The 22,424-nt window shown below is 67.3% G+C and carries 23 protein-coding genes; 15 read left to right on the top strand and 8 right to left on the bottom strand.

Going from position 1 to position 22,424, the window contains the following annotated elements:
* Positions 1–13: 13 nt before the first annotated feature.
* The 7 genes from AU197_RS16690 to AU197_RS16720 are packed head-to-tail and all read left to right on the top strand — an operon-like array spanning position 14 to position 7,702.
* Complete coding sequence (locus AU197_RS16690) at positions 14–1,051, top strand: MCE family protein (RefSeq protein ID WP_064403765.1); 1,038 nt, start codon at positions 14–16, stop codon at positions 1,049–1,051.
* Positions 1,041–2,102, top strand: coding sequence for a virulence factor Mce family protein (locus tag AU197_RS16695; RefSeq protein ID WP_064403766.1), 1,062 nt, complete (start codon positions 1,041–1,043; stop codon positions 2,100–2,102). The genes AU197_RS16690 and AU197_RS16695 overlap by 11 nt, the downstream gene beginning before the upstream one ends.
* Entirely contained in the window at positions 2,099–3,550 is a 1,452-nt protein-coding gene (locus AU197_RS16700) for an MCE family protein (protein WP_064403767.1), read from the top strand. Before AU197_RS16695 ends, AU197_RS16700 begins: the two co-directional genes overlap by 4 nt.
* Entirely contained in the window at positions 3,547–4,707 is a 1,161-nt protein-coding gene (locus tag AU197_RS16705) for an MCE family protein (protein WP_064403768.1), read from the top strand. The genes AU197_RS16700 and AU197_RS16705 overlap by 4 nt, the downstream gene beginning before the upstream one ends.
* Complete coding sequence (locus AU197_RS16710; RefSeq protein WP_064403769.1) at positions 4,708–6,432, top strand: virulence factor Mce family protein; 1,725 nt, start codon at positions 4,708–4,710, stop codon at positions 6,430–6,432.
* 20 nt (positions 6,433–6,452) lie between these two features.
* Entirely contained in the window at positions 6,453–7,184 is a 732-nt protein-coding gene (locus tag AU197_RS16715; protein ID WP_064403845.1) for an Rv1363c family protein, read from the top strand.
* Positions 7,184–7,702 (top strand): hypothetical protein, encoded by a 519-nt coding sequence (locus AU197_RS16720; RefSeq protein ID WP_064403770.1) that lies wholly within the window; start codon positions 7,184–7,186, stop codon positions 7,700–7,702. The genes AU197_RS16715 and AU197_RS16720 overlap by 1 nt, the downstream gene beginning before the upstream one ends.
* Here the strand turns inward: AU197_RS16720 and AU197_RS16725 are convergent.
* The 4 genes from AU197_RS16725 to AU197_RS16735 all read right to left on the bottom strand — a co-directional run bounded on the left by AU197_RS16725 (position 7,689) and on the right by AU197_RS16735 (position 10,170).
* On the bottom strand, positions 7,689–9,146 hold the full coding sequence (locus tag AU197_RS16725) for an alpha,alpha-trehalose-phosphate synthase (UDP-forming) (protein ID WP_064403771.1): 1,458 nt from the start codon (positions 9,144–9,146) through the stop codon (positions 7,689–7,691). The genes AU197_RS16720 and AU197_RS16725 overlap by 14 nt on opposite strands.
* Entirely contained in the window at positions 9,147–9,311 is a 165-nt protein-coding gene (locus AU197_RS26320; protein WP_156431547.1) for a hypothetical protein, read from the bottom strand.
* 50 nt (positions 9,312–9,361) lie between these two features.
* A complete protein-coding gene (locus AU197_RS16730; protein ID WP_064403772.1) occupies positions 9,362–9,718 on the bottom strand; it encodes a hypothetical protein in 357 nt (118 codons plus the stop codon).
* Between the two features lie 98 nt (positions 9,719–9,816).
* Positions 9,817–10,170, bottom strand: coding sequence for a hypothetical protein (locus AU197_RS16735; protein WP_064403773.1), 354 nt, complete (start codon positions 10,168–10,170; stop codon positions 9,817–9,819).
* Positions 10,171–10,486: 316 nt separating this feature from the next.
* Here AU197_RS16735 and AU197_RS16740 point away from each other — a divergent pair, with 316 nt between their 5' ends.
* From AU197_RS16740 to AU197_RS16775, 8 genes are all read left to right on the top strand, one after another.
* Positions 10,487–11,419, top strand: coding sequence for an enoyl-CoA hydratase (locus tag AU197_RS16740; RefSeq protein WP_064403774.1), 933 nt, complete (start codon positions 10,487–10,489; stop codon positions 11,417–11,419).
* A gap of 43 nt (positions 11,420–11,462) precedes the next feature.
* Positions 11,463–12,299 carry an SDR family oxidoreductase gene (locus AU197_RS16745; RefSeq protein ID WP_064403775.1) on the top strand — a complete coding sequence of 279 codons (837 nt, stop codon included), beginning with the start codon at positions 11,463–11,465 and terminating at the stop codon, positions 12,297–12,299.
* Positions 12,300–12,353: 54 nt separating this feature from the next.
* Positions 12,354–13,880 carry a PucR family transcriptional regulator gene (locus tag AU197_RS16750; RefSeq protein WP_064403776.1) on the top strand — a complete coding sequence of 509 codons (1,527 nt, stop codon included), beginning with the start codon at positions 12,354–12,356 and terminating at the stop codon, positions 13,878–13,880.
* 151 nt (positions 13,881–14,031) lie between these two features.
* A complete protein-coding gene (locus AU197_RS16755) occupies positions 14,032–15,297 on the top strand; it encodes an NAD(P)/FAD-dependent oxidoreductase (protein WP_064403777.1) in 1,266 nt (421 codons plus the stop codon).
* A gap of 121 nt (positions 15,298–15,418) precedes the next feature.
* On the top strand, positions 15,419–15,907 hold the full coding sequence (locus tag AU197_RS16760) for a GreA/GreB family elongation factor (protein WP_064403846.1): 489 nt from the start codon (positions 15,419–15,421) through the stop codon (positions 15,905–15,907).
* Positions 15,908–15,926: 19 nt separating this feature from the next.
* The gene (locus AU197_RS16765) at positions 15,927–16,412 is read left to right on the top strand and encodes a GreA/GreB family elongation factor (protein WP_064403778.1); all 486 of its coding nucleotides are present in this window, start codon (positions 15,927–15,929) and stop codon (positions 16,410–16,412) included.
* A gap of 176 nt (positions 16,413–16,588) precedes the next feature.
* A complete protein-coding gene (gene ctaD / locus AU197_RS16770) occupies positions 16,589–18,277 on the top strand; it encodes an aa3-type cytochrome oxidase subunit I (protein ID WP_064403847.1) in 1,689 nt (562 codons plus the stop codon).
* Positions 18,278–18,580: 303 nt separating this feature from the next.
* Complete coding sequence (locus tag AU197_RS16775) at positions 18,581–19,366, top strand: hypothetical protein (RefSeq protein ID WP_156434444.1); 786 nt, start codon at positions 18,581–18,583, stop codon at positions 19,364–19,366.
* A gap of 19 nt (positions 19,367–19,385) precedes the next feature.
* On the opposite strand, the gene AU197_RS16780 is transcribed toward AU197_RS16775, so the two are convergent.
* The 4 genes from AU197_RS16780 to AU197_RS16795 are packed head-to-tail and all read right to left on the bottom strand — an operon-like array spanning position 19,386 to position 22,421.
* On the bottom strand, positions 19,386–20,372 hold the full coding sequence (locus AU197_RS16780) for an NAD-dependent epimerase/dehydratase family protein (RefSeq protein WP_064403780.1): 987 nt from the start codon (positions 20,370–20,372) through the stop codon (positions 19,386–19,388).
* A gap of 6 nt (positions 20,373–20,378) precedes the next feature.
* A complete protein-coding gene (locus AU197_RS16785; protein ID WP_064403781.1) occupies positions 20,379–20,849 on the bottom strand; it encodes a (2Fe-2S)-binding protein in 471 nt (156 codons plus the stop codon).
* Positions 20,842–21,717 (bottom strand): FAD binding domain-containing protein, encoded by an 876-nt coding sequence (locus AU197_RS16790; RefSeq protein ID WP_064403782.1) that lies wholly within the window; start codon positions 21,715–21,717, stop codon positions 20,842–20,844. Before AU197_RS16790 ends, AU197_RS16785 begins: the two co-directional genes overlap by 8 nt.
* Positions 21,714–22,421: an SRPBCC family protein gene (locus tag AU197_RS16795; protein ID WP_064403783.1), complete on the bottom strand. Its 708-nt coding sequence runs from the start codon at positions 22,419–22,421 to the stop codon at positions 21,714–21,716. Before AU197_RS16795 ends, AU197_RS16790 begins: the two co-directional genes overlap by 4 nt.
* Positions 22,422–22,424 lie beyond the last annotated feature (3 nt).

Below are 22,424 nucleotides of genomic sequence, written 5' to 3' on the forward strand. Positions count from 1 at the left end.
AGAAACAACGATGATGCGCGGCGACAAGACGTTGCTCTACGTCAGCATCTTCACCGTGGTCATGCTTCTGGTGGCCGCCGGACTGGTGGTCGTCTTCGGCGAGTTCCGGTTCACCGCCGAAAAGGGCTATCACGCGACGTTCACCGACGCTTCGCGGTTGAAGGCGGGCCAGGACGTGCGGATCGCCGGTGTCCCGGTCGGAACCGTCGGCGATGTCAAGCTCAACCCCGACAACACGGTCGACGTCTCCTTCGATGTCGACAAGCGCTATCAGCTCTACACCTCGACGCGGGCGGTGGTCCGCTACGAGAACCTGGTGGGCGATCGGTATCTGGAGATCACCTCCGGACCTGGGGAGCTGCGAAAGTTGCCGGCCGGCAGCACGATTCCCAAGGAGAACACTCAGCCCGCGCTCGATCTGGACGCGCTGCTCGGCGGCCTGCGGCCGGTGCTCAAGGGTCTCGACGGTCAGAAGATCAACGAGGTCAGCAACGCGGTGATCGAGCTGTTGCAGGGCGAGGGCGGCGCGCTGTCGAACCTGCTGTCCACCACCAGTGCATTCGCCCAGAACCTCGCCGCCAGGGACCAACTCATCGGTGACGTCATCACCCATCTGAACACCGTGCTCGGAACCGTCGACGAGAAGGGTGCACAGTTCGACGCCAGCGTCGACCAACTGCAGCAGCTCATCACGGGTCTGGCCGAAGGCCGTGATCCGATCGCCGGCGCCATCGAGCCCCTCGCATCGGCGGAGAACGACCTGACCGACATGCTGGCGAAGTCACGCAGGCCGATACAGGGTGTCCTCGAGAACGTCCGCCCCTTCGCGCAGCGGATGGATGAGCGCAAGGCCGACGTGAACAAGGTGATCGAGCCGCTCGCGGAGAACTACCTGCGGCTCAACGCCCTTGGCGCCTACGGGTCGTTCTTCAACATCTTCTACTGTTCGACCCGACTGAAGATCAACGGGCCGGCGGGCAGCGACATCCTGATCCCGCTGGGCGGTCCGCCCGATCCGTCGAAGGGGAGGTGTGCGCCCAATGTCGAGTAGGCCCGATGATTCGAACCCGTTGCGCACAGGAATCTTCGGCATCTTCCTGGTGGCCTGCCTGGTGCTGGTCTCGTTCGGCTACAGCAGCCTTCCGTTCTTCCCACAGGGAAAGCCCTACGAGGCGTATTTCAGCGACGCCGGCGGCATCATCCCGGGCAACGACGTCAACGTGTCGGGCATCAAGGTCGGGAAGGTCACCGGCGTCGAACTGGCCGGGGACGCGGCCAAGGTCCTGTTCACGGTCGACCGCGACATCAGGGTGGGCGACCAGTCGATGGTCGCGATCAAGACGGACACGGTGCTCGGCGAGAAGTCCCTGGCGGTGACGCCGCAGGGAACCGGTGAGTCGACGGTGATTCCGTTGGGGCGCACGACGACTCCGTACACGTTGGCCACGGCGCTGCAGGACCTCGGGCAGACCGCAGGCGAGCTGGACAAGCCGCGGTTCGAGCAGGCGCTGCAGACGATCACCGACTCGCTTCGCGATGCCACGCCGCATCTGCGCGGTGCGCTGGACGGGGTGGCTAACCTGTCGCGCAGCCTGAACAAGCGCGATGAGGCGCTCGCGCAGCTGCTCGGCCACGCCAAGCGGGTTTCCGACACCCTGGCGCAGCGCGCCGGCCAGGTGAACCAGCTGATCGTCGACGGCAACCAGCTGTTCGCCGCGCTCGACGAACGGCGCCAGGCGCTGAGCAACCTGATCGCAGGCATCGACGATGTGTCACAACAGCTTTCCGGTTTCGTCGCCGACAACCGTCGTGAGTTCAGGCCCGCGCTGGAGAAACTCAACCTGGTGCTGGACAACCTTCTCGAACGGCGCGAACACATCAACGAGGCACTCAAGCGGCTGCCGCCCTACGCCACGGCCCTCGGCGAGGTGGTCGGATCCGGCCCCGGTTTCCAGATCAACCTGTACGGCCTGCCGCCGGCACCGATAGCCGAGGTGCTCCTGGACTTCTACTTCCAGCCGGGCAAGCTGCCCGACAGCCTCGCCGACATGCTGCGCGGTTACATCTCCGAGCGCCTGATCATTAGGCCGAAGTCACCATGACGCAAGCGCCTTCGACCCTGACCCGCAGCCGCTGGCTGCGGCCGACGCTGGCCGCCCTGCTGGTGATCACGCTCGCCGTCGGCGTGTACCTGGTGTGGCCGACCCGGGTCGGCAACAAGGTGACGGCGTACTTCACCTCAGCGGTCGGGCTCTATCCCGGCGACGAGGTCCGCATCGTGGGAGTGCCCGTCGGCAGGGTCGACTCCATCGAACCGCGGGTCGGCGACGTGAAGGTCACGATGACGCTGGACCACGGGATCCAGGTTCCGGCCGACGCCAAAGCGCTCGTGATCGCACCGAATCTGGTGTCGGCCAGGTTCGTTCAGCTCACTCCGGCCTACACCGGCGGAACGGCGATGGCCGACGGTGCGCAGATCGGCCTCGATCGCACCGCGGTGCCGGTCGAGTGGGACGAGGTGAAAGAGCAACTCACCGCTCTGAGCGCGCAACTCGGGCCGAAGCCCGGTTCGATGCAGGGCCCGCTGTCCGTCGTGGTCAACCAGGCCGCCGACACCTTCGACGGCAACGGTGACACGTTCCGCGAGGCGTTGCGGGAGCTCTCGCAGACCGCCGGCCGGCTCGGCGACTCGCGCACCGATCTGTTCGGCACGATCCGCAACCTGCAGGTCCTGGTGAACGCCCTGGCGAACAGCAACGAACAGATCGTGCAGTTCTCCAACCACGTCGCGTCGGTATCGCAGGTGCTTGCCGACAGTTCGGCGGGCCTGGACAACACGCTGGCCACGCTGAACCAGGCGCTGAGCGATGTGAGGGGCTTTCTCAACGAGAGCAACGGCGCGCTGATCGATCAGGTCACCAAGCTGACCGATTTCACCAGCATCCTGACCGAGCGCAGCGAGGACATCGAGCAGATCCTGCACATCACGCCCAACGGCCTGTCGAACTTCTACAACATCTACAACCCGGCGCAGGGCACGGTAGGTGGCCTGCTGACGCTGCCGAACTTCGCCAACCCGGTGCAGTTCATCTGCGGTGGTGCCTTCGAGGCGGCTCCGACCCCCGACAACTTCAAGCGCACCGAGATCTGTCGCCAGCGCATGGGCCCGGTGTTCAAGCGCATCGCGATGAACTTCCCGCCGTTGCTGTTCCACCCGATCAACAGCATCACCGCCTACAAGGGCCAGATTATCTACGACACCCCCGCCACGGAGGCGAAGTCCGAGACCCCGGTGCCGTACCTGCAATGGAACCCCGCGCCCGGGGTCACTCCGCCGCCGGTGTCGGCGGATATGGACCTCAGTTCGCTGCTGGCTCCCCCGGCACCGGACACGGCCCCCGGTGCCGCGCACGCCGGCGGACCCCTGGCCGAAGCTCCGGCCGCGGAGTCCCAGGCTCCGGTCGCGGGCCCGTCCGAGGCCGCCGAACCCGGCGCTCCGGTCGCTCCCGTACCGATGCCTGCCCCGCTACCGGGTGGAGGTGCACCGTGATCCGCAGAATAGTGGCGATCCCGTCGCTGGCCGTGCTCCTGGCCGGCTGCTCGTTCGGCGGGCTCAACTCCCTGAACATGCCGGGCACCGCCGGGCACGGCGCCGGTTCCTACGAGATCACCGTGGAACTGCCCGATGTGGCCACGCTGCCGCAGAACTCGCCGGTGATGGTCGACGACGTCACCGTCGGAAGCGTCTCGGGTATCGAAGCCGTGCAACGCTCCGACGGGACGTTCTACGCCGCGGTCCAGTTGTCGCTGGACGAGAACGTCAACCTGCCCGAGAACGCGACCGCGAAGGTGGCGCAGACCTCGCTGCTCGGTTCGCAACACATCGAGCTGTCTGCGCCCGCCGACGGTCCCGGCGTCGGGAAACTCAAGAACGGCTCGCACATCCCGCTCGATCGGACCGGTCGCTATCCGACCACCGAGGAAGTGCTGTCCACCCTCGGCGTCGTGGTCAACAAGGGCAATCTCGGTGCGCTGCAAGACATCACGGACGAGACGTACAACGCGATCGCGGGACGCCAGGGCTCGTTCGTCGACCTGATCCCGCGGCTGGCCGAACTGACCAGCTCGCTGGACCGCCAGACCAACGACATCATCGCGGCGATGGAGGGCATCGACAGGTTCGCCGGGATCCTCGCGCGCAGCAAGGACAGCCTGGGACTGACCCTCGACCGGCTACCCGCGGCGTTGAAGGTGCTCAACGACAATCGCGCCAACATCGTCGACGCGTTCACCGCGCTCCGAAGCTTCGCCACCGTCGCGTCCCGTGTCCTCGCGCAGACCAAGGACGACTTCGCGGCGGACTTCAAGGATCTCTACCCGGTGGTCAAGGCGTTCAACGACAACGCCGACTTCTTCATCAAGGATCTCGAGCTGCTGCCGACATTCCCGTTCCACTACAAGTACCTGCGCAACGCGGTTCGCGGTGACTACCTGAACGTGTACACCACCTTCGACCTGACCCTGCGGCGCACCGGCGAGTCGGTCTTCACCACGTCGTGGGGCTTCGATCCGAACATGAAGCGGATGCACGAGCTGATCACGCCACCGGACTTCATGACGGGCGCGCTGGCGAACCTGTCCGGTCAGGCCGCAGACCCGTTCAAGATTCCGCCGGGCACGGCGACGCAGCACGGGGAGGGCTCCTAGATGTTGTCGCGCCTGACTCGTATCCAGCTGTCGATCTTCGCGATCGTCACCGTGCTGACGGTGGGCGCGATCTCGATCTTCTATCTGCAGCTACCGGCCGCGGTCGGCATAGGCACCTACCGGGCGACCGCCGATTTCGTCGCCGCCGGCGGGCTGTACGAGAACGCGAACGTCACCTACCGCGGGGTGACGATCGGCCGGGTCGAGTCGGTCGGTCTCTCCGATGACGGCGTCGTGGCCAAGATGCGCCTCAACAGCGGCACACCCGTACCGGAGAACGTGACCGCGACGGTCAAGAGCGTGTCCGCGGTCGGCGAACAATACATCGACCTGGTTCCTCCGCCGGACGCGTCGAGCGCCACGCTGCGCGACGGATCCAACATCGGGGTCGACCGCACCGCGATCGGACAGGACATCGCGGGCCTGCTGGATGAGGCCGAGCAACTCGTCACGAGTATCGGCGACAGCCGCATCCAGGACCTGTTGCGGGAGACCTTCAAGGCCTTCAACGGGTCCGGACCCGAACTGGCGCGGATGATCCAGTCGGCGCGGATGCTCGTCGACGAGGCCAACGCCAACTACGGGCAGGTCAACCAGCTCATCGACCAGGTCGGTCCGTTCCTCGACGCGCAGATCCGCAGCGGCGACGACATCCGCTCGCTGTCCGACGGGCTGGCCCGCCTCACCACCGAGCTGGCCAACGCCGACCCGCAGTTCCGCACGACGCTGCAGACCGTGCCCGGGGCGACGGCCGAGGCCAACGAACTGTTCAGCGGGATCCGGCCGTCGTTCCCGGTACTGGCCGCCAACCTCGCGAACTTCGGTCGCATCGGCGTCATCTACCGCAAGTCGCTCGAGCACGCGCTGGTCGTGTTCCCGGCGTTGATGGCGGCGCTGCTGACGGTCGGTGGCGGCTTGCCCGCCGACGAGGGTGGCAAGCTCGACTTCAAAATCGACCTGCAGGATCCGCCGCCGTGCCTGACCGGTTTCGTGCCGGCGAGCGAGATGCGCAGTCCGGCCGACGAGACCCTGCGCGAACTGCCCAAGGACCTGTACTGCAAGGTGCCGCAGAACGATCCGTCCGTGGTTCGCGGCGCGCGCAACTACCCCTGCCAGGAATTCCCGGGCAAGCGTGCGCCGACGATCCAGCTGTGCCGCGACCCGCGCGGGTACGTCCCGATCGGCAACAACCCGTGGCGGGGTCCGCCGGTGCCGCTGGGAACACCGATGGACGTGATGGAGGACGACACCCCCGAGGACGGCCGCAACATCCTGCCGCCCAACAAGTTCCCCTACATCCCGCCGCAGGTGGATCCGGATCCGGGCCCGCCGGCGGTGCAGCTGCCGCCCGGCGTGCCACCGGGTCCCGGCCCCGCCCCGCATGCGCCGTTCCCGCTTCCGGTGCCGCCGAACGAGGTCCAGCCGAACCTGCCGCCCGCATGGCCGTTCTTCAGCCCACCGGATCACGTGGTACCGCCGTACGGCCGGACACCACCGCCGCCGCCGGCCGGAACCCTCCCACCGCCGCCGGCGGGTGGTCCGCCGCTGCCCGCGGAGGCGCCACCGATGGCGTCGGGGCCGGCCGGACCGCGCTTCACCACCTACGACCGGAACGGGCAGTTCGTCGACCCCGAGGGCGGAACTGGCGTCATCGCGGCCGCGACTGACAAACTGGCGCCTGCAGAAAACTGGGTCGACCTGATGTTGGCCCCCAGGCAGGCGTGAATGACGGAGGTTCGGTTTCGGTGAGCACGAGCGGTGGGTCCACGCGTGCAGCGCAGGGGGCGACCAGCGAATCAGCACCGACGGAGACCGAGTCGAGGCCGGCGCGGCGTCGGCGGGCATCGCGGGCCGCCGGGCCGGCGGGCGGTGAGGCGACCGCGACCGCGCTGCGCGTCGAGGCGCCCAAACCGGTCACGGTCCGGCTGACGAAGCCGCCGGGCCCGCCGCCCCGCCGCCAACCCAACCGCAAGCTCGTCGCGACGGTTTTCCTGGCCGTCGCCGCCGTCGCCACGGCGGTACTCGTCGGGCTGGGCGCGCTGATGGTCGTGCAGCAGCGCGACACCGAGGCGTCGCTGGCACGCGAGCAGGCTTTCGTCGACACGGCCTCGCAGCTGGTGGTGAACATGTTCAGCTACGAGCAGGACACCATCGACACCAGCGTCGACCGGTTCGTCAACAGCACCAGCGGGCCGCTTCGCGCGATGATGACCGAGGGCAACAACACCGAGAACCTCAAGATGCTGTTCCGCGACACCAACGCCAGCGCCGAAGCCGTGATCAACGGCGCCGCCCTGGAGAAGGTCGACGAGGTCGCGAACAACGCCGCGGTGCTGGTGTCCGCGCGGGTCACCGTCACCGACCTGGACGGCAACAACCAACCGTCGCAACCGTATCGGCTGCGGGTCATCGTCCACGAGGACGACAACGGGCACATGTCGGCCTACGACCTCAAGTACCCCGATGGTGGGAACTGATGCGCGCCTCGGCAGGCGCTACCAAGACGCCGTGGACCGCGCGCATCGTCGGCGCGCTGTCGGTTCTGTTGGCGGTCGCGTTCGTGGCGGCGGCCGGCGCCGGTGGCTGGCTCTACTGGAACCGCGTTGAGCAGCGCGGCGAGCTGGCCGCGCGCGCCGAATTGGCGCCGTTGGCCGAACGACAGATCCCCAAGGTCTTCGGCTACGACTACCAGACCGTCGAGCGCACGCTCAACGAGGTCTACCCGATGCTCACCCCGGATTACCGCCAGGAGTTCCGCGACCGGGCGGACAAGGACATCATTCCGCAGGCGCGCGAACGCCAGTTGGTCAGCCAAGCCCACGTCGTCGGGGTCGGCGTGCTCGACGCACATCGTGAATCGGCTTCGGTGATGGTGTATTTGAACCGAACCGTCACCGACAAATCGAAGGAACCCGTTTACGACGGCAGCCGCCTGCGGGTCGACTATCAGAAGGTCGACGGCAAGTGGCTGATCCAGTACATCACTCCGATTTAGACTCCGTCGAAGCCAGTGCATCCAGAAACGCCCGCGCCCAGCGGTCGACGTCGTGTGCGAGCACTTGTCTGCGCAGCGCCCGCATGCGGCGCCTGCCCTCCTCCGGCGCCTGGTTCAGGGCGGCCTCGATGGCATCCTTCACGCCCTCGAGGTGATGCGGATTGGCAAGGTAGGCCTGACGCAATTCCGCTGCCGCACCGGTGAACTCGCTGAGGACCAGCGCGCCGCCCAGATCACTGCGACACGCCACGTACTCCTTGGCCACGAGGTTCATGCCGTCGCGCAGCGGGGTCACGAGCATGACGTCGGCCGCGACGAAGAACGCGATCAACTCCTCGCGCGGCACCGGGCGGTGCAGGTAGTGCACGATGGGATGACCGACCTCACCGTATTCGCCGTTGATGTGGCCGACCTGACGCTCGATGTCCTCCCGCATCTCGATATAGCTCTCGACCCGCTCCCGACTGGGTGTAGCGAGCTGGACGAGCACGGTGTCCTCGCGATTGGCCCGGCCCTCGGCGAGCAGTTCGGACAACGCCCTGAGCCGGACGTCGATGCCCTTGGTGTAGTCGAGGCGGTCCACCCCCAGAAGGATCTTGCGGGGGTTACCCAACTCCTTGCGAATCTCCTTGGCGCGCTGACGGATCGAGCGGGACCGCGCCTGCTGGTCCAGCGCCGTGGAGTCGATCGAGATCGGGAAGGCGCCGACCTTGACCGTGCGGAATCCGAAACTGACCTCACCGAACCGTGAGCGGACGCCGATCGTCGCTCGGGATGTGTTGGCGCCGACCAACCTTCGGGCCAGGATGAGAAAGTTCTGCGCACCGCCGGGCAGATGGAACCCGACGAGATCGGCGCCGAGCAAGCCTTCGATGATCTCGGTGCGCCACGGCATCTGCATGAACAACTCGACCGGCGGGAACGGAATGTGCAGAAAGAATCCGATGGTGAGGTCCGGGCGCAGCATCCGCAGCATCTTTGGGACCAACTGCAACTGGTAGTCCTGAATCCACACGGTTGCGCCCTGGGCGGCGTGTTTGGCGGTGGCCTCGGCGAAGCGGCGGTTCACCACCACGTAGGTGTCCCACCACTCGCGGTGATAGATCGGCTTGACGATCACGTCGTGGTACAGCGGCCACAGCGTGGCGTTCGAGAAGCCTTCGTAATACTTCGCGACGTCGTCGGCGGACAGCTTGACCGGGCACAGGGTCATGTCGTCCTGCGCGATGGGCTCGTCGTCGCCGTCGGGAACGCCGGGCCAACCGATCCACGCCCCGCGCCTGCGGCGCAGCAACGGCTCGAGCGCCGTGACCAATCCGCCCGGACTTCTCTTCCACGTGGTGCTGCCGTCGGGCAACCGTTCCATGTCGATCGGTAGGCGGTTGGCCACCACCACGAAATCGGCGTTGCCGGAGCCGGCCCGTGGACCGTCCCCTGAAGTCACTTACGCCTCGAGTTTCGAGGGCCCAATGCCGAGCATCGAGAGAAACACCCGGCACTCTTCGGCGTCTTTCGCGTACGCGGCGACGACGCGGCGCGCCTGACGGGCGGTGCTGTCGGCGAGCGGCTCGACGTCGCCGAGCTCGGCGGGATCTGATTTCGCAGGCATACGACAACTGTATGCGAAAGGCAGGCCGCGCCGGTTCGCTAACCCCCTGACTAGGGGCTGTGGCTGAACACCGGGGCCGGGGGCGGTGTCACCGTCTGCGCCTGGGCTTCCTCGGCCAGACCGATGCAGCCACCCTGGTTGTGGCCAATGCACGGAACGCCCATGACCTCGGGGACGTCAGGGTTGCCCGGTTGCGTGGTGAAGACCGAGCCGGCGTTGGGCACCGTGTGGGGCACGCAGTTGCCAGTGAACTGGTCCGGCTCCTCCCCGCCGGAGCAGCCCTGAGCCTGCGGCGCAACCGGGGCCGCGGGTGTTGCGAATACGGAGACCACCGGCGCGGCGGCGATCGCCACCGCAAAGCCGCCGGCAAGGATCAGCCGTTGTACAGGGGACTTCAAGCTCGCCATTGTCACGCTTTCTGTAGTGATCAACCGTGCCCTTGCCAGGGATTCTATGGAAGCTGAAAGCTTTCTGCACAGCTTCGCAAAACGGATACCTGCGCCGACTACGGGCTGGCGCTGATGGTGGAGCGCGGTTGCGCCGGTGGGCCGGCCGCGACCTCGTTCTCGGCCAACCCCAGGCAGGCGCCGGCGTTGTGCCCGATGCACGGAATGCCCTGGATCTCCGGAACATCCGGGTTTGCCGCGGTGACCTGGAAGGGAGGCGGTGAATTCGGGACCATGAACGGCACACAGGTCACGGTGAACTGGTCGGGCTCCTCACCTCCCTGACAGCCCTGAGCCAGGGCAGGACTCGGTTCCGACGCCAAGTGCACGGCGGCCACGGGAGCTGCCGCAGCCGCGATCATGAATGCGCCGGTGTACACGAGCCTCCGGAGCGGGACCGAATATTTCGCCATTCCGCGATTCTAGGAGCCGATCCGTTGCTTCGTGCACCTTTGCACCGGTGGCGGGTCTCGAAGTCGGTGCGCACAAGTGCCGACCAGACCCGGTGCATTGCCCACAAATCTCCCCGCGCGGCAGGCGACATCGACGTCTCGGGGCTCTCCATCGCGCCGATACCGCCGACCCGGCAACGGATTACGGCGCACTCACGCCGTCGTCTCCCACGTCTCTGCGAGTCCACCCCCGGATGCTGCGGCACCGCCGAATAACCGATGCGGGACGCACCGTAATGTGCAGTTGGTCGAACCAACCCAAGCGAGGTGATCCGCGATGGCGAGCCCTGATCTGACGAGCGCCGATGCCGGAGGCGGTGCGGCGCAACAGGTGACGTACGAAACCGTCGATGACGGCCAGATCGCCCGGATCTGGTTGAACCGCCCGGATGCGCAGAACGCCCAGTCCCGCACCCTGTTGGTGCAGTTGGACGAGGCGTTCGGCCGCGCAGAAGCCGATGACAATGTGCGGGTGGTGATCCTGGCCGCGCGGGGCAAGAACTTCTCGGCGGGGCACGATCTCGGGTCGGAAGAGGCGATGCTGGAGCGCACGCCGGGCCCGGCGCAGCATCCGACGTTTCAATCGCACGGCGCCACCGTGCCCGCGATCGCCGAGCGCACGTATCTGCAGGAGTGGCACTTCTTCTTCGAGAACACCCGCCGGTGGCGCGATCTGCGCAAGATCACGATCGCCCAGGTGCAGGGAAATGCGATATCGGCGGGCCTCATGCTCGTCTGGGCGTGCGATCTGATCGTCGCGGCCGACGATGCGAAGTTCAGTGACGTGGTGGGCGTGCGGATGGGAATGCCCGGCGTCGAATACTACGCTCACCCATGGGAATTCGGTGCCAGGAAGGCCAAAGAACTTCTGCTGACCGGTGATTCGATCGACGCCGATGAGGCGTACCGCCTCGGCATGGTGTCCAAGATCTTCGCCCGCGACGAACTCGAGGACAAGACACTCGAATTCGCCCGCCGGATCGCCGAGCGCCCGACGATGGCGGCGCTGCTCATCAAGGATTCGGTCAACGCCGCCGCGGACGCGATGGGGTTCACCGAGGCGTTGCGCCATGCGTTCCACATCCACGAACTCGGGCATGCCCACTGGGCGGCGCACAACGAGAACCGCTACCCGGTCGGGCTCCCGCCGAACGTGCCGGACTGGCGCACACTCGGCGCGCCGAAGCCCGCCCGCCGTGACGAGCCGTGACGTATAACTGGAACCTGTTCTAGCTACGGCGAAGGGGTCTGCGGTGGAGTTGTCCTTGACGGGTCGGACGGTGTTGGTCACGGGCGGTGGCAGCGGCATCGGCAAGGGTGTGGCGGCCGCGGTGGTGGCGGCCGGCGGTAACGCGATGCTCGTCGGGCGCAACGCCGACAAGCTGTCCAACGCGGCCGACGAGATCAAGGCGCAGGGCGGTCCGGGCTCGGTGCTCTACGAGCCCGCCGACGTGACGAACGAGGACGAGGTCGCCCGAGTCGTCGAGGCCACCACCGCGTGGACCGGCCGGCTGTACGGCGTCGTGCACTGTGCGGGTGGCAGCGAGACGATCGGACCCATCACCCAGATCGATTCCGAACTGTGGCGACGCACCGTCGATCTGAACATCAACGGCACCATGTACGTCCTCAAGCATTCGGCGCGCGAAATGGTGCGCGGTGGCGGCGGATCCTTCATCGGCATCTCGTCGATCGCGGCGAGCAACACGCACCGGTGGTTCGGCGCCTACGGCGTCTCCAAGGCGGGCATCGACCACATGATGCAGCTCGCGGCCGACGAACTCGGCGCCTCCTGGGTCCGCGTGAACTGCATCCGCCCCGGCTTGATCCGCACCGAACTCGTCGCGCCGGTACTCGAATCCCCGGAGCTGAGCGGCGACTACGCGGCGTGCACGCCGTTGCCGCGGCCAGGTGAGGTCGAGGACATCGCCAACGCCTCGCTGTTCCTGCTCAGCGATGCGGCCAGTTTCATCACCGGTCAGGTCATCAACGTCGACGGCGGTCAGCTGGTGCGACGCGGACCCGACTACTCGTCGATGCTCGAGCCGCTGTTCGGGGCCGAGGGCCTGCGGGGAGTCGTCTCCACCTAGGGCATCCGGTCTGCGGTAGTCCCCGCCCGGCTGAGGGCGCGGTAACGTCGGCCCGTGGTCACCTTGGATCGGCTGGTCAACGTGCTGGGGAGCTATGGCGTGCGCCTGCGCTTCTGCCCGATCCCACGCTCGACCGAGTTGGGCAGCGTGGTGCTGCACGAGGTCACCGAGGGCCGCACGGTCACCGGTGACGTGCTGCTGGCGATCGGCGCGCGAACGGTCAACGAGGCGCTGCGGTGGGCGGTTTCGGCACGCGCGATGGTGGTGCTGCTCCGAGACGGCGACAACGACACGACTTTCGCGGGCATGGTCGAGGGTGTCGCGGTGATGGTCGTCGAACCGGCCGTGCCCTGGAGCGAACTCTCCGCGATCGTCTACGGCCTGGTGCTGGAGGGCCGGGAAACGGAATCCGGCCGCGGCCCAACCGATTTGTTCGCGCTTGCCGACAGCTTGGCCGAATCGGCGGGCGGCGCCGTGACGATCGAGGACCCGCTGTCCCGTGTGCTCGCGTACTCCACGATGCAGGAGAACGCCGACCGGGCCCGCGTCGCGACGATCATGAACCGGCAGGCGCCGGAGTGGTTGCGCGAGTACTTCGAATCGCAGGGCGTGTTCGCTCATCTCACGTCATCGGACGAACCGATGTTCGTCGCGCCCAACGCCGATCAGGGCCTGTCCGGCCGCACGGTTGTCGCGGTGCGCTCGGGGCGAGAGCTCATGGGCGCGGTGTGGGTCTCCTCTCCGGACCCGTTGGTGGAACCCGAACGCACGGCGCTGACCGACAATGCCAGGACGGTCGCTCTGCACCTGCTGCGCTCGCGCGCCAGCGCCGACCTCGAACGTCAGGTCGAATCCGATTTGGTGTTACGGCTGCTCGACGGCAGCGCCGACGCCGCGGCTGCGGCGAGCAGGCTGGGGTTGTCGCAGGGGTCGCTGCGGGTCGTCGCCGTGCAGGCGTCGATCGGCGGCGAACGGGATGCGGCGCTGCTGTTGGCGTTCGAACGCGCGACCGCCGGCTTCGGGTGGTCACGTCCGGGTCGCAGCGCGCTGGCGGGCAACACGATCTACACCTTGATGCCGGGCGAACGGGTCGCAGGCGCCCGCAAGTGGGTCGACGCGTTGAAGGCGGCGCTGCCGGACCGGGTGACGGTGGTCGCCGGCATCAGCAAGGCGGCCGTGGCCGTCGACCTGCCCGCCGCGCGGCAGGAGGCCGATGAGTGCCTGGCGCTGCACGAAGTCGGGCCACCCGACGCCGCGCCGCCCGCCTACGACGAGTCGTGGGATGAGATCCTGCTGCAGCGTCTGCGGACTGCCGCACGCTCGGGGCGTACCCCGGACAGGGGACCGGTCGCCGAACTACGCCGCCACGACCAGAACCACGCCACCGAGTACGTCCCGACGTTGCGGGCCTATCTGGAGGCGCTGGGCGATCCCGCCCAGGCGGGGCACCGCCTCGGGGTCCACGAGAACACGGTTCGCTACCGCCTGCGCAAGATGGCTGAGATCACCGATCTGCCGCTGGAGGACGCCCGCAAGCGCCTCGCCATGATGATCGAACTCGCCGCGATCGACACCGACTGAGCGGCCTCGACCGAACCCCGCCCGAAGTGGTCATTGTCGGATCACCACAACGGCCCGCCGGGGGATTGTCGGTCCGGGGCAAGTCGGAACGCGGTCGCCCGACCCACCATGAAGTCAACGAACGGGCTTTTCAGCGATGGAGGGGTTTGCAATGGTCGGCGGCGAGCGGATTGACGGTGGACCGCGGTCTGCGATCGTGGTCGGCGCGGGCATCGTCGGCTTGTCCACGGCATGGTTCTTGCAGGAGCGCGGTGTCAACGTCACCGTCGTGGACCGCAGCGGGGTGGCCGCTGGCGCATCGTGGGGCAACGCCGGATGGGTTGCGCCCGCGCTGACGTTGCCGTTGACGTCGCCGAAGACGCTGCGTTACGGGCTGCGCTCGCTGCGCGACCGCAACGCGCCACTGCACATCCCGCTGACCATCGACGGGGCGTTGTGGCTGTTTCTCATCCAGTTCGCCGCGAACTCGCGATCCTCGGTGTGGAACCAGGCGGTGGCGGCCAACGTGCCGCTGAACCAGGAAAGCATCGAGGCATTCGACGTCCTGATCACGAACGGGGTGGACGCGCCGGTGACCGACGCCCCGATCACCGCGATCTTCCGCAGCACCGAAGACGCCGAGAACATGATGCGGGATCTGCGTGCCCTCGAAAGCGCCGGACAGGAACTGTTCGTCACCGGATTGTCCGGTGAGGCGTTGCGCGAGCAGGTGCCGTTGGCCTCGGCGGCGATCACCGCCGGAATCAACATCAACGGTCAGCGCTTCGTCGACCCGGGCCGTTTCGTGCAAGCCCTGGGCCGGGCGGTCGAGGAGCGTGGGGGAAACATCCTGACCCACGACGTGCGGGGCGTGTTCAGCTCCGGCAACCGCGTGGTGGTGCAGCCCTACAACGGCAAGCACATGACCGCCGACAGCGCGGTGATCGCCACCGGCGCCTGGATGTCGCGGCTGGCGGGGCACCGGCTGCGCGTGCCCGTGGAGTCCGGTCGCGGCTACTCGTTCACCGTGCCGGTGGATCGCCCCATCCCCGGTCCCATCTATCTGCCCGACGCGCGCATCGCCTGCACGCCGTACAAGGGTGCGCTGCGAGTGGCGGGCACGATGGAGTTACGCGATCCGCACGAACCGGCGATCCCGGAGCGGGTCGACGCGATCGTCGAGTCGGCCAGCCCGCTCCTGGAGGGAGTCAGGTGGGCCGAACGCAGCGACATCTGGGTGGGCCCGCGGCCGATCACCCCGGACGGCCGCCCGCTCATCGGCGAGATGTCGCGAAACGTCTACGTGGCCGGCGGGCACGGCATGTGGGGACTGGCACACGGTCCGGTGACCGGCCGGCTCCTGGCCGAACAGATCACGACCGGCAAGCAACCCGAGGCGCTGCGGCCCTTTGATCCGCTCCGCCGCGCGGTCGCATAGAGCGGCCACCCGGCTCTTCGGCCCCTCGCGGGCCCTGCGAGTCGTCAGGGGCGGCGCTGTCACAGCCCGTGGCCCGCCCCTGACGGCAACCCCTTTCGAGAAAGGACCACACATGACGAGCATGACCAGCACCGACCGCGTCTGGATGACGCGACGTGCCTACATCCGGCTGCAGGCCGAACTGGCCGCTTTGCGCGCGAAACCCCGATACGAGGTGCCCGACGACGCGATGGACCACGACGCCGCCCGCGCGGCGCAGGAGCGGATGCGGTCGAACCAGATTCACCGCATCGAGCATCTGCTCGCCAACGCCGTCGTCGGCGAGGTCCCACCCGACGATGGTGTGGCCGAACCGGGCATGGTCTTGACCATCCGCTACGACGACACCGGTGACACCGAGACGTTCCTGCTCGGTATCCGCGGTATCGAGCCCGCCGAGATCGAGGTCTACTCGCCGCGCTCGCCGCTGGGCGTCGCGATCCTCGGCGCGAGGCCGGGGGATCGGCGGACCTACCTGGCCCCGACCGGCAAGGAATTGCGAGTGACGCTCCTGGAAGCCAAGCCCTACGAGGCCGCCATCGATTCGGCAACCAGCCGACTCCCAGCTTGATTGCACGGAAGGACCGAAAATGACAAGTGCGCAGCGAATCTGGATCTCGCGAACCGCCTACGAACGGCTGCAGGAGGAGCTCGCCGCTCTGAACGAGCTGTGCGCGAACGCGGTCGGCGACGAAGACGCCGACGAGAATGCGAGCGCGATCAAGCGGGCGCGGCAAGCGCGTATTCAGCAGATCCACGAGATGCTCATCAACGCCGTCGTCGGTGAGGATCCGCCGGACGACGGGATCGCCGAACCGGGCATGGTCGTCACGGTGCGATACGACGACACCGCTGAGATCGAGACCTTCCTGCTCGGTGTGCGCAGCGCCGAACACGGCGACATCGAGGTGTACTCCGCCCAGTCGCCGCTGGGCGCTGCCATCCTCGGTGCCCGGCCGGGTGAGCAGCGCAGTTTCCGCACGCCGAGCGGGACCGAGCTGTCGGTCACGATGCTGACGGCGGTGCCGTACGGCATGCACAGCGACGACGGGACACCCGTGAACGCAGGCGGCTGATCGGACCGCCCGCGCCGGTTCGCGGAATGGCTTTCGGTGCGCGGCGGGGCTACCTAAGATCGAGGTCACGAGATTTGGGTACATGAGCTCTGGCCCCGTGCCGAAGGGAGCGTTCAGTGACCGCCGAATTGACCTCGGTCCCCAAGCTGGAGGTGCGTCGCCCGTTCCCGGCCCGGATGGGCCCGAAGGGCACGCTCGTCTACAAGCTCATCACGACGACCGACCACAAGCTGATCGGCATCATGTACGTGGTCACCTGCTTCGTGTTCTTCTTCATCGGCGGGCTGATGGCGCTGTTCATCAGGGGCGAGCTGGCGATGCCGGGGCTGCAGTTCCTGTCCAACGAGCAGTACAACCAGCTGTTCACCATGCACGGCACGATCATGTTGCTGTTCTATGCGACGCCGATCGTGTTCGGGTTCGCCAACCTGGTGCTGCCGTTGCAGATCGGCGCGCCCGACGTGGCGTTCCCGCGGCTGAACGCGTTCTCGTACTGGCTGTTCCTGTTCGGCGGGCTCATCGCGGTCGCGGGCTTCATCACCCCCGGTGGGGCGGCCGACTTCGGCTGGACGGCGTACGCGCCGCTGAGCAATGCCATGCATTCGCCGGGCGCCGGCGGCGACCTGTGGATCATGGGCCTCGCCGTGGCCGGTCTGGGCACCATCCTGGGTGGGGTCAACATGATCACCACCGTGGTGTGCATGCGCGCACCGGGTATGACGATGTTCCGGATGCCGATCTTCACCTGGAACATCCTGGTGACGTCGGTTCTGGTGCTGATGGCCTTCCCGATCCTGACCGCCGCACTGCTCGCCCTGGCCGCCGACCGCCACCTCGGCGCGCATGTCTACGACCCGGCCAACGGCGGACCGATCCTCTACCAGCACCTGTTCTGGTTCTTCGGCCACCCCGAGGTCTATATCGTGGCGCTGCCGTTCTTCGGCATCGTCACCGAGATCTTCCCGGTGTTCAGCCGCAAGCCGATCTTCGGTTACACCACGCTGATCTACGCCACCTTGGGCATCGCCGCGTTGTCCGTCGTGGTGTGGGCGCACCACATGTACGCGACGGGTGCCGTACTCCTGCCCTTCTTCTCGTTCACCACCTATCTGATCGCGGTGCCCACGGGCATCAAGTTCTTCAACTGGATAGGCACGATGTGGAAGGGCCAATTGACCTTCGAGACACCGATGCTGTTCTCGATCGGGTTCATGCTCACGTTCCTGCTCGGTGGGCTCACCGGGGTGATGCTGGCCAGCCCGCCGCTGGACTTCCACGTTTCCGACACCTACTTCTTGATCGCGCACTTCCACTACGTGTTGTTCGGGACCATCGTGTTCGCGACCTATGCCGGGATCTACTTCTGGTTCCCGAAGATGACGGGCCGCTTACTCGACGAACGGTTGGGCAAGCTGCACTTCTGGCTGACGTTCATCGGTTTCCACACCACGTTCCTGGTGCAGCATTGGCTGGGCAACGAGGGTATGCCGCGCCGCTACGCGGACTACCTGGCGTCCGACGGGTTCACGCCGCTCAATGTGGTGTCGACCATCGGGGCGTTCATCCTGGGTATCTCGATGCTGCCGTTCGTGTGGAACGTGTTCAAGAGCTGGCGTTACGGCGAGCCGGTCACGGTCGACGATCCGTGGGGTCACGGCAACTCGCTGGAGTGGGCGACGTCGTGCCCGCCGCCGCGGCACAACTTCACCGAGCTCCCCCGAATCCGTTCGGAGCGACCGGCATTCGAGCTGCACTACCCGCACATGGTGGACCGGATGCGGGCCGAGTCGCATATCGGCAGGCACGCCACGGCGGGCGAATCGCAGTCCGGTTTCGGGCCCCGTACCGAGCCCGACCGTAGCTGACCCGGTCGGCTGCTCAGCCAGTCCCGCGCCGCGTGTTGTGGTGCGCGGACAACATGTGCCCGGCTCGTTGTCCTCATCGCGCAACACCTTGCAGCCACGGCCGGAGCACCATGGGAACTGTCACCCGAACTCTCGATGAGACGGGTCCGGGGCGGCAGACACCACCGGACGAGGCACCGGATGTGACCGCGTTGACTCGAAACTGACGGCGGCACAGCGACGATCACCTTGTTGTGTATGCCCGGCGCCGGTCCGCGGCCGATCACCGGTCGGCCCCCACAGCGAACCGATGAGGAGGATCACGTGAGTAAATTGCGGCGACACTGGACAACCTGGACGGCCCTGCTGGTGGGCATTGGCTCGGTGGTTGCCTCGCTCACGGTGACCTCGACGACGCCCGGGCGTGGCCTCACGCTCGCGTTCGGCGCGTTCATCGTCTTCTTCGCCGCGCTGGCCCTTCTCGCCCGCGTCCGCACACCGGGTTGTTGGGGTCTGGTCGCGATCGGCCTCGGCATGACGATGCTGCCGTTCCTCGGCGGGGCATTCGCGCCCGATCCCGGCGCCGGATGGACGGGTGTCGTGGCCGGTCCGCTGGCGATGACGCTCGGCGCGATCGGGTGGGTGACCGGTCGACCCCCGACGGTCACCGGAATCAGCCACTGGGGTCGCCGCGACGCGAAACGCAATGCGATGGCCACGTTGATCAGCGGCACCTCGCTGATGATCGGTCTGGCGACCGTGCTGCTCGGCGCGACAGTGGTGCGGTCGTCGACGGCGGCCGTCGCGATCACCGTCGGTCTGGGTGTGTTCATGACGGTCGCCGCGCTGTGGTCGTGGCTGGCCGCCGACCCGACCCGCGACTACTTCATGCTCGCCACCGTTGGTTTCGCTTTGTTTCTCGCGCCGACGGCCGCCGGTTTCTCCGGTGACGCCGCTGCTTGGGCCGCCTGGATCCCGGGTGCGGTCACCACGGTGCTGGGTGTGACGGGGTACCTGCGCGGTGACGCGATCGACCTCAGGAGCAACCTGCGCAAGAGTGCAAGCGCGCGCTACGAGCGGGAGTTCCGCTCGCACGGTTCGCCCGCCTGATCGCCGGTCGGTCCCGTAATTACGGGTGCGCCTGCTGTGGTGCGAAGGAGGCGATGATGGCTTCGACGGGTGAGCGCCACGTCACGCCGAGGTCGCCGGTGGTGGCCGAATCGTCGGTCGGTGTCGCGGCGGTGAGCAGCAGGGCCGCCTCATAGGTGAGGCCGTCGCCCAGATCGACAACGCCGCTAAGCGCCTCTCCGACGATGCTGAGACCTCGAAACATGCCCTGGCTGAGCGGGATTCGCCGGAATCGACGATTCGTTCCCCGCTCGAGAGCGGAAATCATGTCGTCGAACGCGATCAGCTCGCCCCCGCACACATAGCGGCGCGGTCCGCGGCCGGGAACGAACAACGCGGCATGCACGTCGGCGACATCGCGAACGTCGACCATCTGCATCCCACCGCGCAGTCGCGGCGCGACGCCCCATCGCACCAGCGGCGCCCACCCACGCTCGGTGACGCCCGCAGCGGTGTGGAACGCCGGACCCACCACACTCGACGGGTACGTGATGACCACCGGCGCGCCCTGCTCCTGCAGTCGCCGCGCCACGCGGTCGGCGTAGGCCTTGGTCTTCGCGTACGGACTGCGGCCGGGCGCGGTGGGTGTATCGGGACCGATCACGCCGTCGGGTGGCGGAAACAGCGCGCTGTAGCTGCTGACCAACACGACGGGGTCCAACCCGCCGGCCACCGCACGCGTGAGCACCGCCTCGGTGGCATGGGCGTTCACCTCCCACATCAGCGTGCTGCGGCGCTTGTCGGTTCCGACGACTCCGGCGCCGTGCAGCACCGCGTCGCAGCCGGAGAGCAGCCCTTCCACCGTGTCGGTGCGCCTGATGTCACCGCTCACGGTCTCGACGTCCCCGATCTCGGCGAGCTTGGCGATGACCGGCGCGTCCTCGGCGTCGGGCGCGATGAGCAGGCGCACGCGGTGGCCGGCGCAAAGCAGCGCCCGCACGCAGTGGGCGCCGACGTAGCCGGTGCCCCCGGTGACCGCGATCAGCATGGCGGTCTAGGTCATCTCGGCGGCACGGTGTACCGCGTTGACGATCCCCTGATATCCGGTGCACCGGCAGAAGTTGCCCGACAGACCCTCGCGGATTTCCTCGTCGCTCGGCTTGGGGTTGTCGCGCAGCAACGCGGTGATCGAGGTGACGAAACCCGGGGTGCAGAAACCACACTGCAGCCCATGGCATTCGCGCAAGGCGGCTTGCACCGGCGACAGTCCACCGTCCGCACCGCCGATGCCCTCGACGGTGGTGACCTCCATACCCTCGGCCTGGACGGCGAAGATCAGGCAGGCGCGCACCGCGTCCCCGTTGAGCAGCACCGTGCAGGCGCCGCACGCGCCGTGCTCACAGCCGAGGTGTGTTCCGGTCAAGCCACACTTCTCGCGCAGGAAGTCCGCGAGCGTGAGGCGCGGTTCCACGGTCGCGGTGAACGTGCGCCCGTTGACCGTCACTTCGACCGGCATCTCATGCATCGCTTGCCTCCGTGATGGCACTGGACCAGGCGCGGGCGACCATCGTCGCCCCGACCTTGGCCCGGTAGGTGGCCGACCCCTGCAGGTCGGATGGAATGTCCTCGAGTCCGGACAGTGCGAGTCGCCCGACCTCCTCGGCGCTGATCTCGGTAACCGGTCGACCCGTGACGGCCTCTTCGGCGGCGCTGCCCCGCAGCGGTGTCGAACCCAGGCCCAACAGGCCTATACCGCAACGCCTTACCCGGTCACCGTCGTCGAGTTCGACCGCCACCGCGGCTCCGGCGATCGCGAAGTCACCGTGGCGGCGGGCGAATTCCTCGAGTGCGAAGCCCGACCGTCCGCCCCAGACGGGGAAGTGCACCGCGGTCAGCATCTCCCCGGGCTGCAGCGAGGTCTCCCAGAGACCCGTGAAGAAATCCCTCGCCGCGATCTGCCGGGATCCCGTTGCCGAGACGACATCCATCTGTGCGTCGAGCGCGAGCGCGACCGCCGCGTACTCGGCCGCGGGATCGGCGTGTGCGATGGCGCCGCCGAGGGTGCCCCTGGTGCGGATCTGGAAGTGCCCGATGTGCGGGGTGGCCAGCGTCAACAGCGGAACCGATTCCGCGACTTCGTCATCCATTCCGACAAACGAGTGCGGGGTGCCTGCCGCGATACACACCGCGTCGTCCACCAGGTCGATGCTGCGAAGCTCGTCGATCCGGCTGATGTCGATGAGATTATCGAAGTGCGTCAGGCGCATCGCGAGCATCGGCACCAGACTCTGCCCGCCCGCAAGGATTTTCGCGTCCTCGCCGTATTCGGCGAGCATGTCGACCGCCTCCTTCACCGAATCGGGGCGGTGGTAGGTGAACGGGGCGGCTTTCACGGCCGCAGCCGCTCGGTCGGCGCGTTGAGCAGTCGCACCAGGGCGGACTGCAGATCGTCGGCCAGCACCGCGGTGGGGCTCTTACGGCGGCGCCGGCCGATCAGGAAACCGACCGCCAATCCACCGACTACGGCGGCCGCGACGGGTGCCGCGCGCTTGGCCATCGGCAGCGCAACGACTTTCAGCATGTCGATGGAATCGCCCGCGTCGGGCTGAGCCGCGACCGCCGCCGTCTCCGTGGTCGGCGCGGTGGTCGCGGCGCCGCCGAGGAGATCCGATTCGAGGTTCTTGGCGAACTGTCCGATCAGGTTGGACGACACGTCGGCCAGTACGCCGCGGCCGAATTGAGCGGCCTTGCCCGAGATGGTCAGGTCCGTGTTGATCACAACGCTGGTCGCGTCGCCCTCGTCCTTGAGTTGCGCGGTCACGACCGCGGCCGCGTTACCACTGCCGCGGGTCTCCTTACCCTGGGCCTTGATGACGACACGGCGAGCGGCCTTGTCGCGCTCCTGGAACGATGCCTCGCCCTGGTAGGACACCGTGATCGGGCCGACCTTGACCTTCACCGCGCCGGTGAAGGCATCGCCGTCGACTGACAACAGCTGAGCACCCGGGATACACGGTGCGACGCGTTGGACGTCGTTGAGTGCCTCCCATGCCGTGTCCACCGGCACGGCGACCCGGAATTCGTTGTTGAGTTCCACTGT

This window comes from Mycobacterium sp. IS-1590, assembly GCF_001500025.1.
Lineage (GTDB): Bacteria > Actinomycetota > Actinomycetes > Mycobacteriales > Mycobacteriaceae > Mycobacterium.

What these genes read in the sequence shown, in the direction of transcription:
- AU197_RS16690 (WP_064403765.1), top strand. Translation starts at nt 14, where the DNA reads ATGCGCGGCGACAAGACGTTGCTCTACGTCAGCATCTTCACCGTGGTC.
- AU197_RS16695 (WP_064403766.1), top strand. Translation starts at nt 1,041, where the DNA reads ATGTCGAGTAGGCCCGATGATTCGAACCCGTTGCGCACAGGAATCTTC.
- AU197_RS16700 (WP_064403767.1), top strand. Translation starts at nt 2,099, where the DNA reads ATGACGCAAGCGCCTTCGACCCTGACCCGCAGCCGCTGGCTGCGGCCG.
- AU197_RS16710 (WP_064403769.1), top strand. Translation starts at nt 4,708, where the DNA reads ATGTTGTCGCGCCTGACTCGTATCCAGCTGTCGATCTTCGCGATCGTC.
- AU197_RS16720 (WP_064403770.1), top strand. Translation starts at nt 7,184, where the DNA reads ATGCGCGCCTCGGCAGGCGCTACCAAGACGCCGTGGACCGCGCGCATC.
- AU197_RS26320 (WP_156431547.1), bottom strand. Translation starts at nt 9,311, where the DNA reads ATGCCTGCGAAATCAGATCCCGCCGAGCTCGGCGACGTCGAGCCGCTC.
- AU197_RS16730 (WP_064403772.1), bottom strand. Translation starts at nt 9,718, where the DNA reads ATGGCGAGCTTGAAGTCCCCTGTACAACGGCTGATCCTTGCCGGCGGC.
- AU197_RS16735 (WP_064403773.1), bottom strand. Translation starts at nt 10,170, where the DNA reads ATGGCGAAATATTCGGTCCCGCTCCGGAGGCTCGTGTACACCGGCGCA.
- AU197_RS16740 (WP_064403774.1), top strand. Translation starts at nt 10,487, where the DNA reads ATGGCGAGCCCTGATCTGACGAGCGCCGATGCCGGAGGCGGTGCGGCG.
- AU197_RS16755 (WP_064403777.1), top strand. Translation starts at nt 14,032, where the DNA reads ATGGTCGGCGGCGAGCGGATTGACGGTGGACCGCGGTCTGCGATCGTG.
- AU197_RS16760 (WP_064403846.1), top strand. Translation starts at nt 15,419, where the DNA reads ATGACCAGCACCGACCGCGTCTGGATGACGCGACGTGCCTACATCCGG.
- AU197_RS16765 (WP_064403778.1), top strand. Translation starts at nt 15,927, where the DNA reads ATGACAAGTGCGCAGCGAATCTGGATCTCGCGAACCGCCTACGAACGG.
- ctaD (WP_064403847.1), top strand. Translation starts at nt 16,589, where the DNA reads ATGGGCCCGAAGGGCACGCTCGTCTACAAGCTCATCACGACGACCGAC.
- AU197_RS16780 (WP_064403780.1), bottom strand. Translation starts at nt 20,372, where the DNA reads ATGCTGATCGCGGTCACCGGGGGCACCGGCTACGTCGGCGCCCACTGC.
- AU197_RS16785 (WP_064403781.1), bottom strand. Translation starts at nt 20,849, where the DNA reads ATGCATGAGATGCCGGTCGAAGTGACGGTCAACGGGCGCACGTTCACC.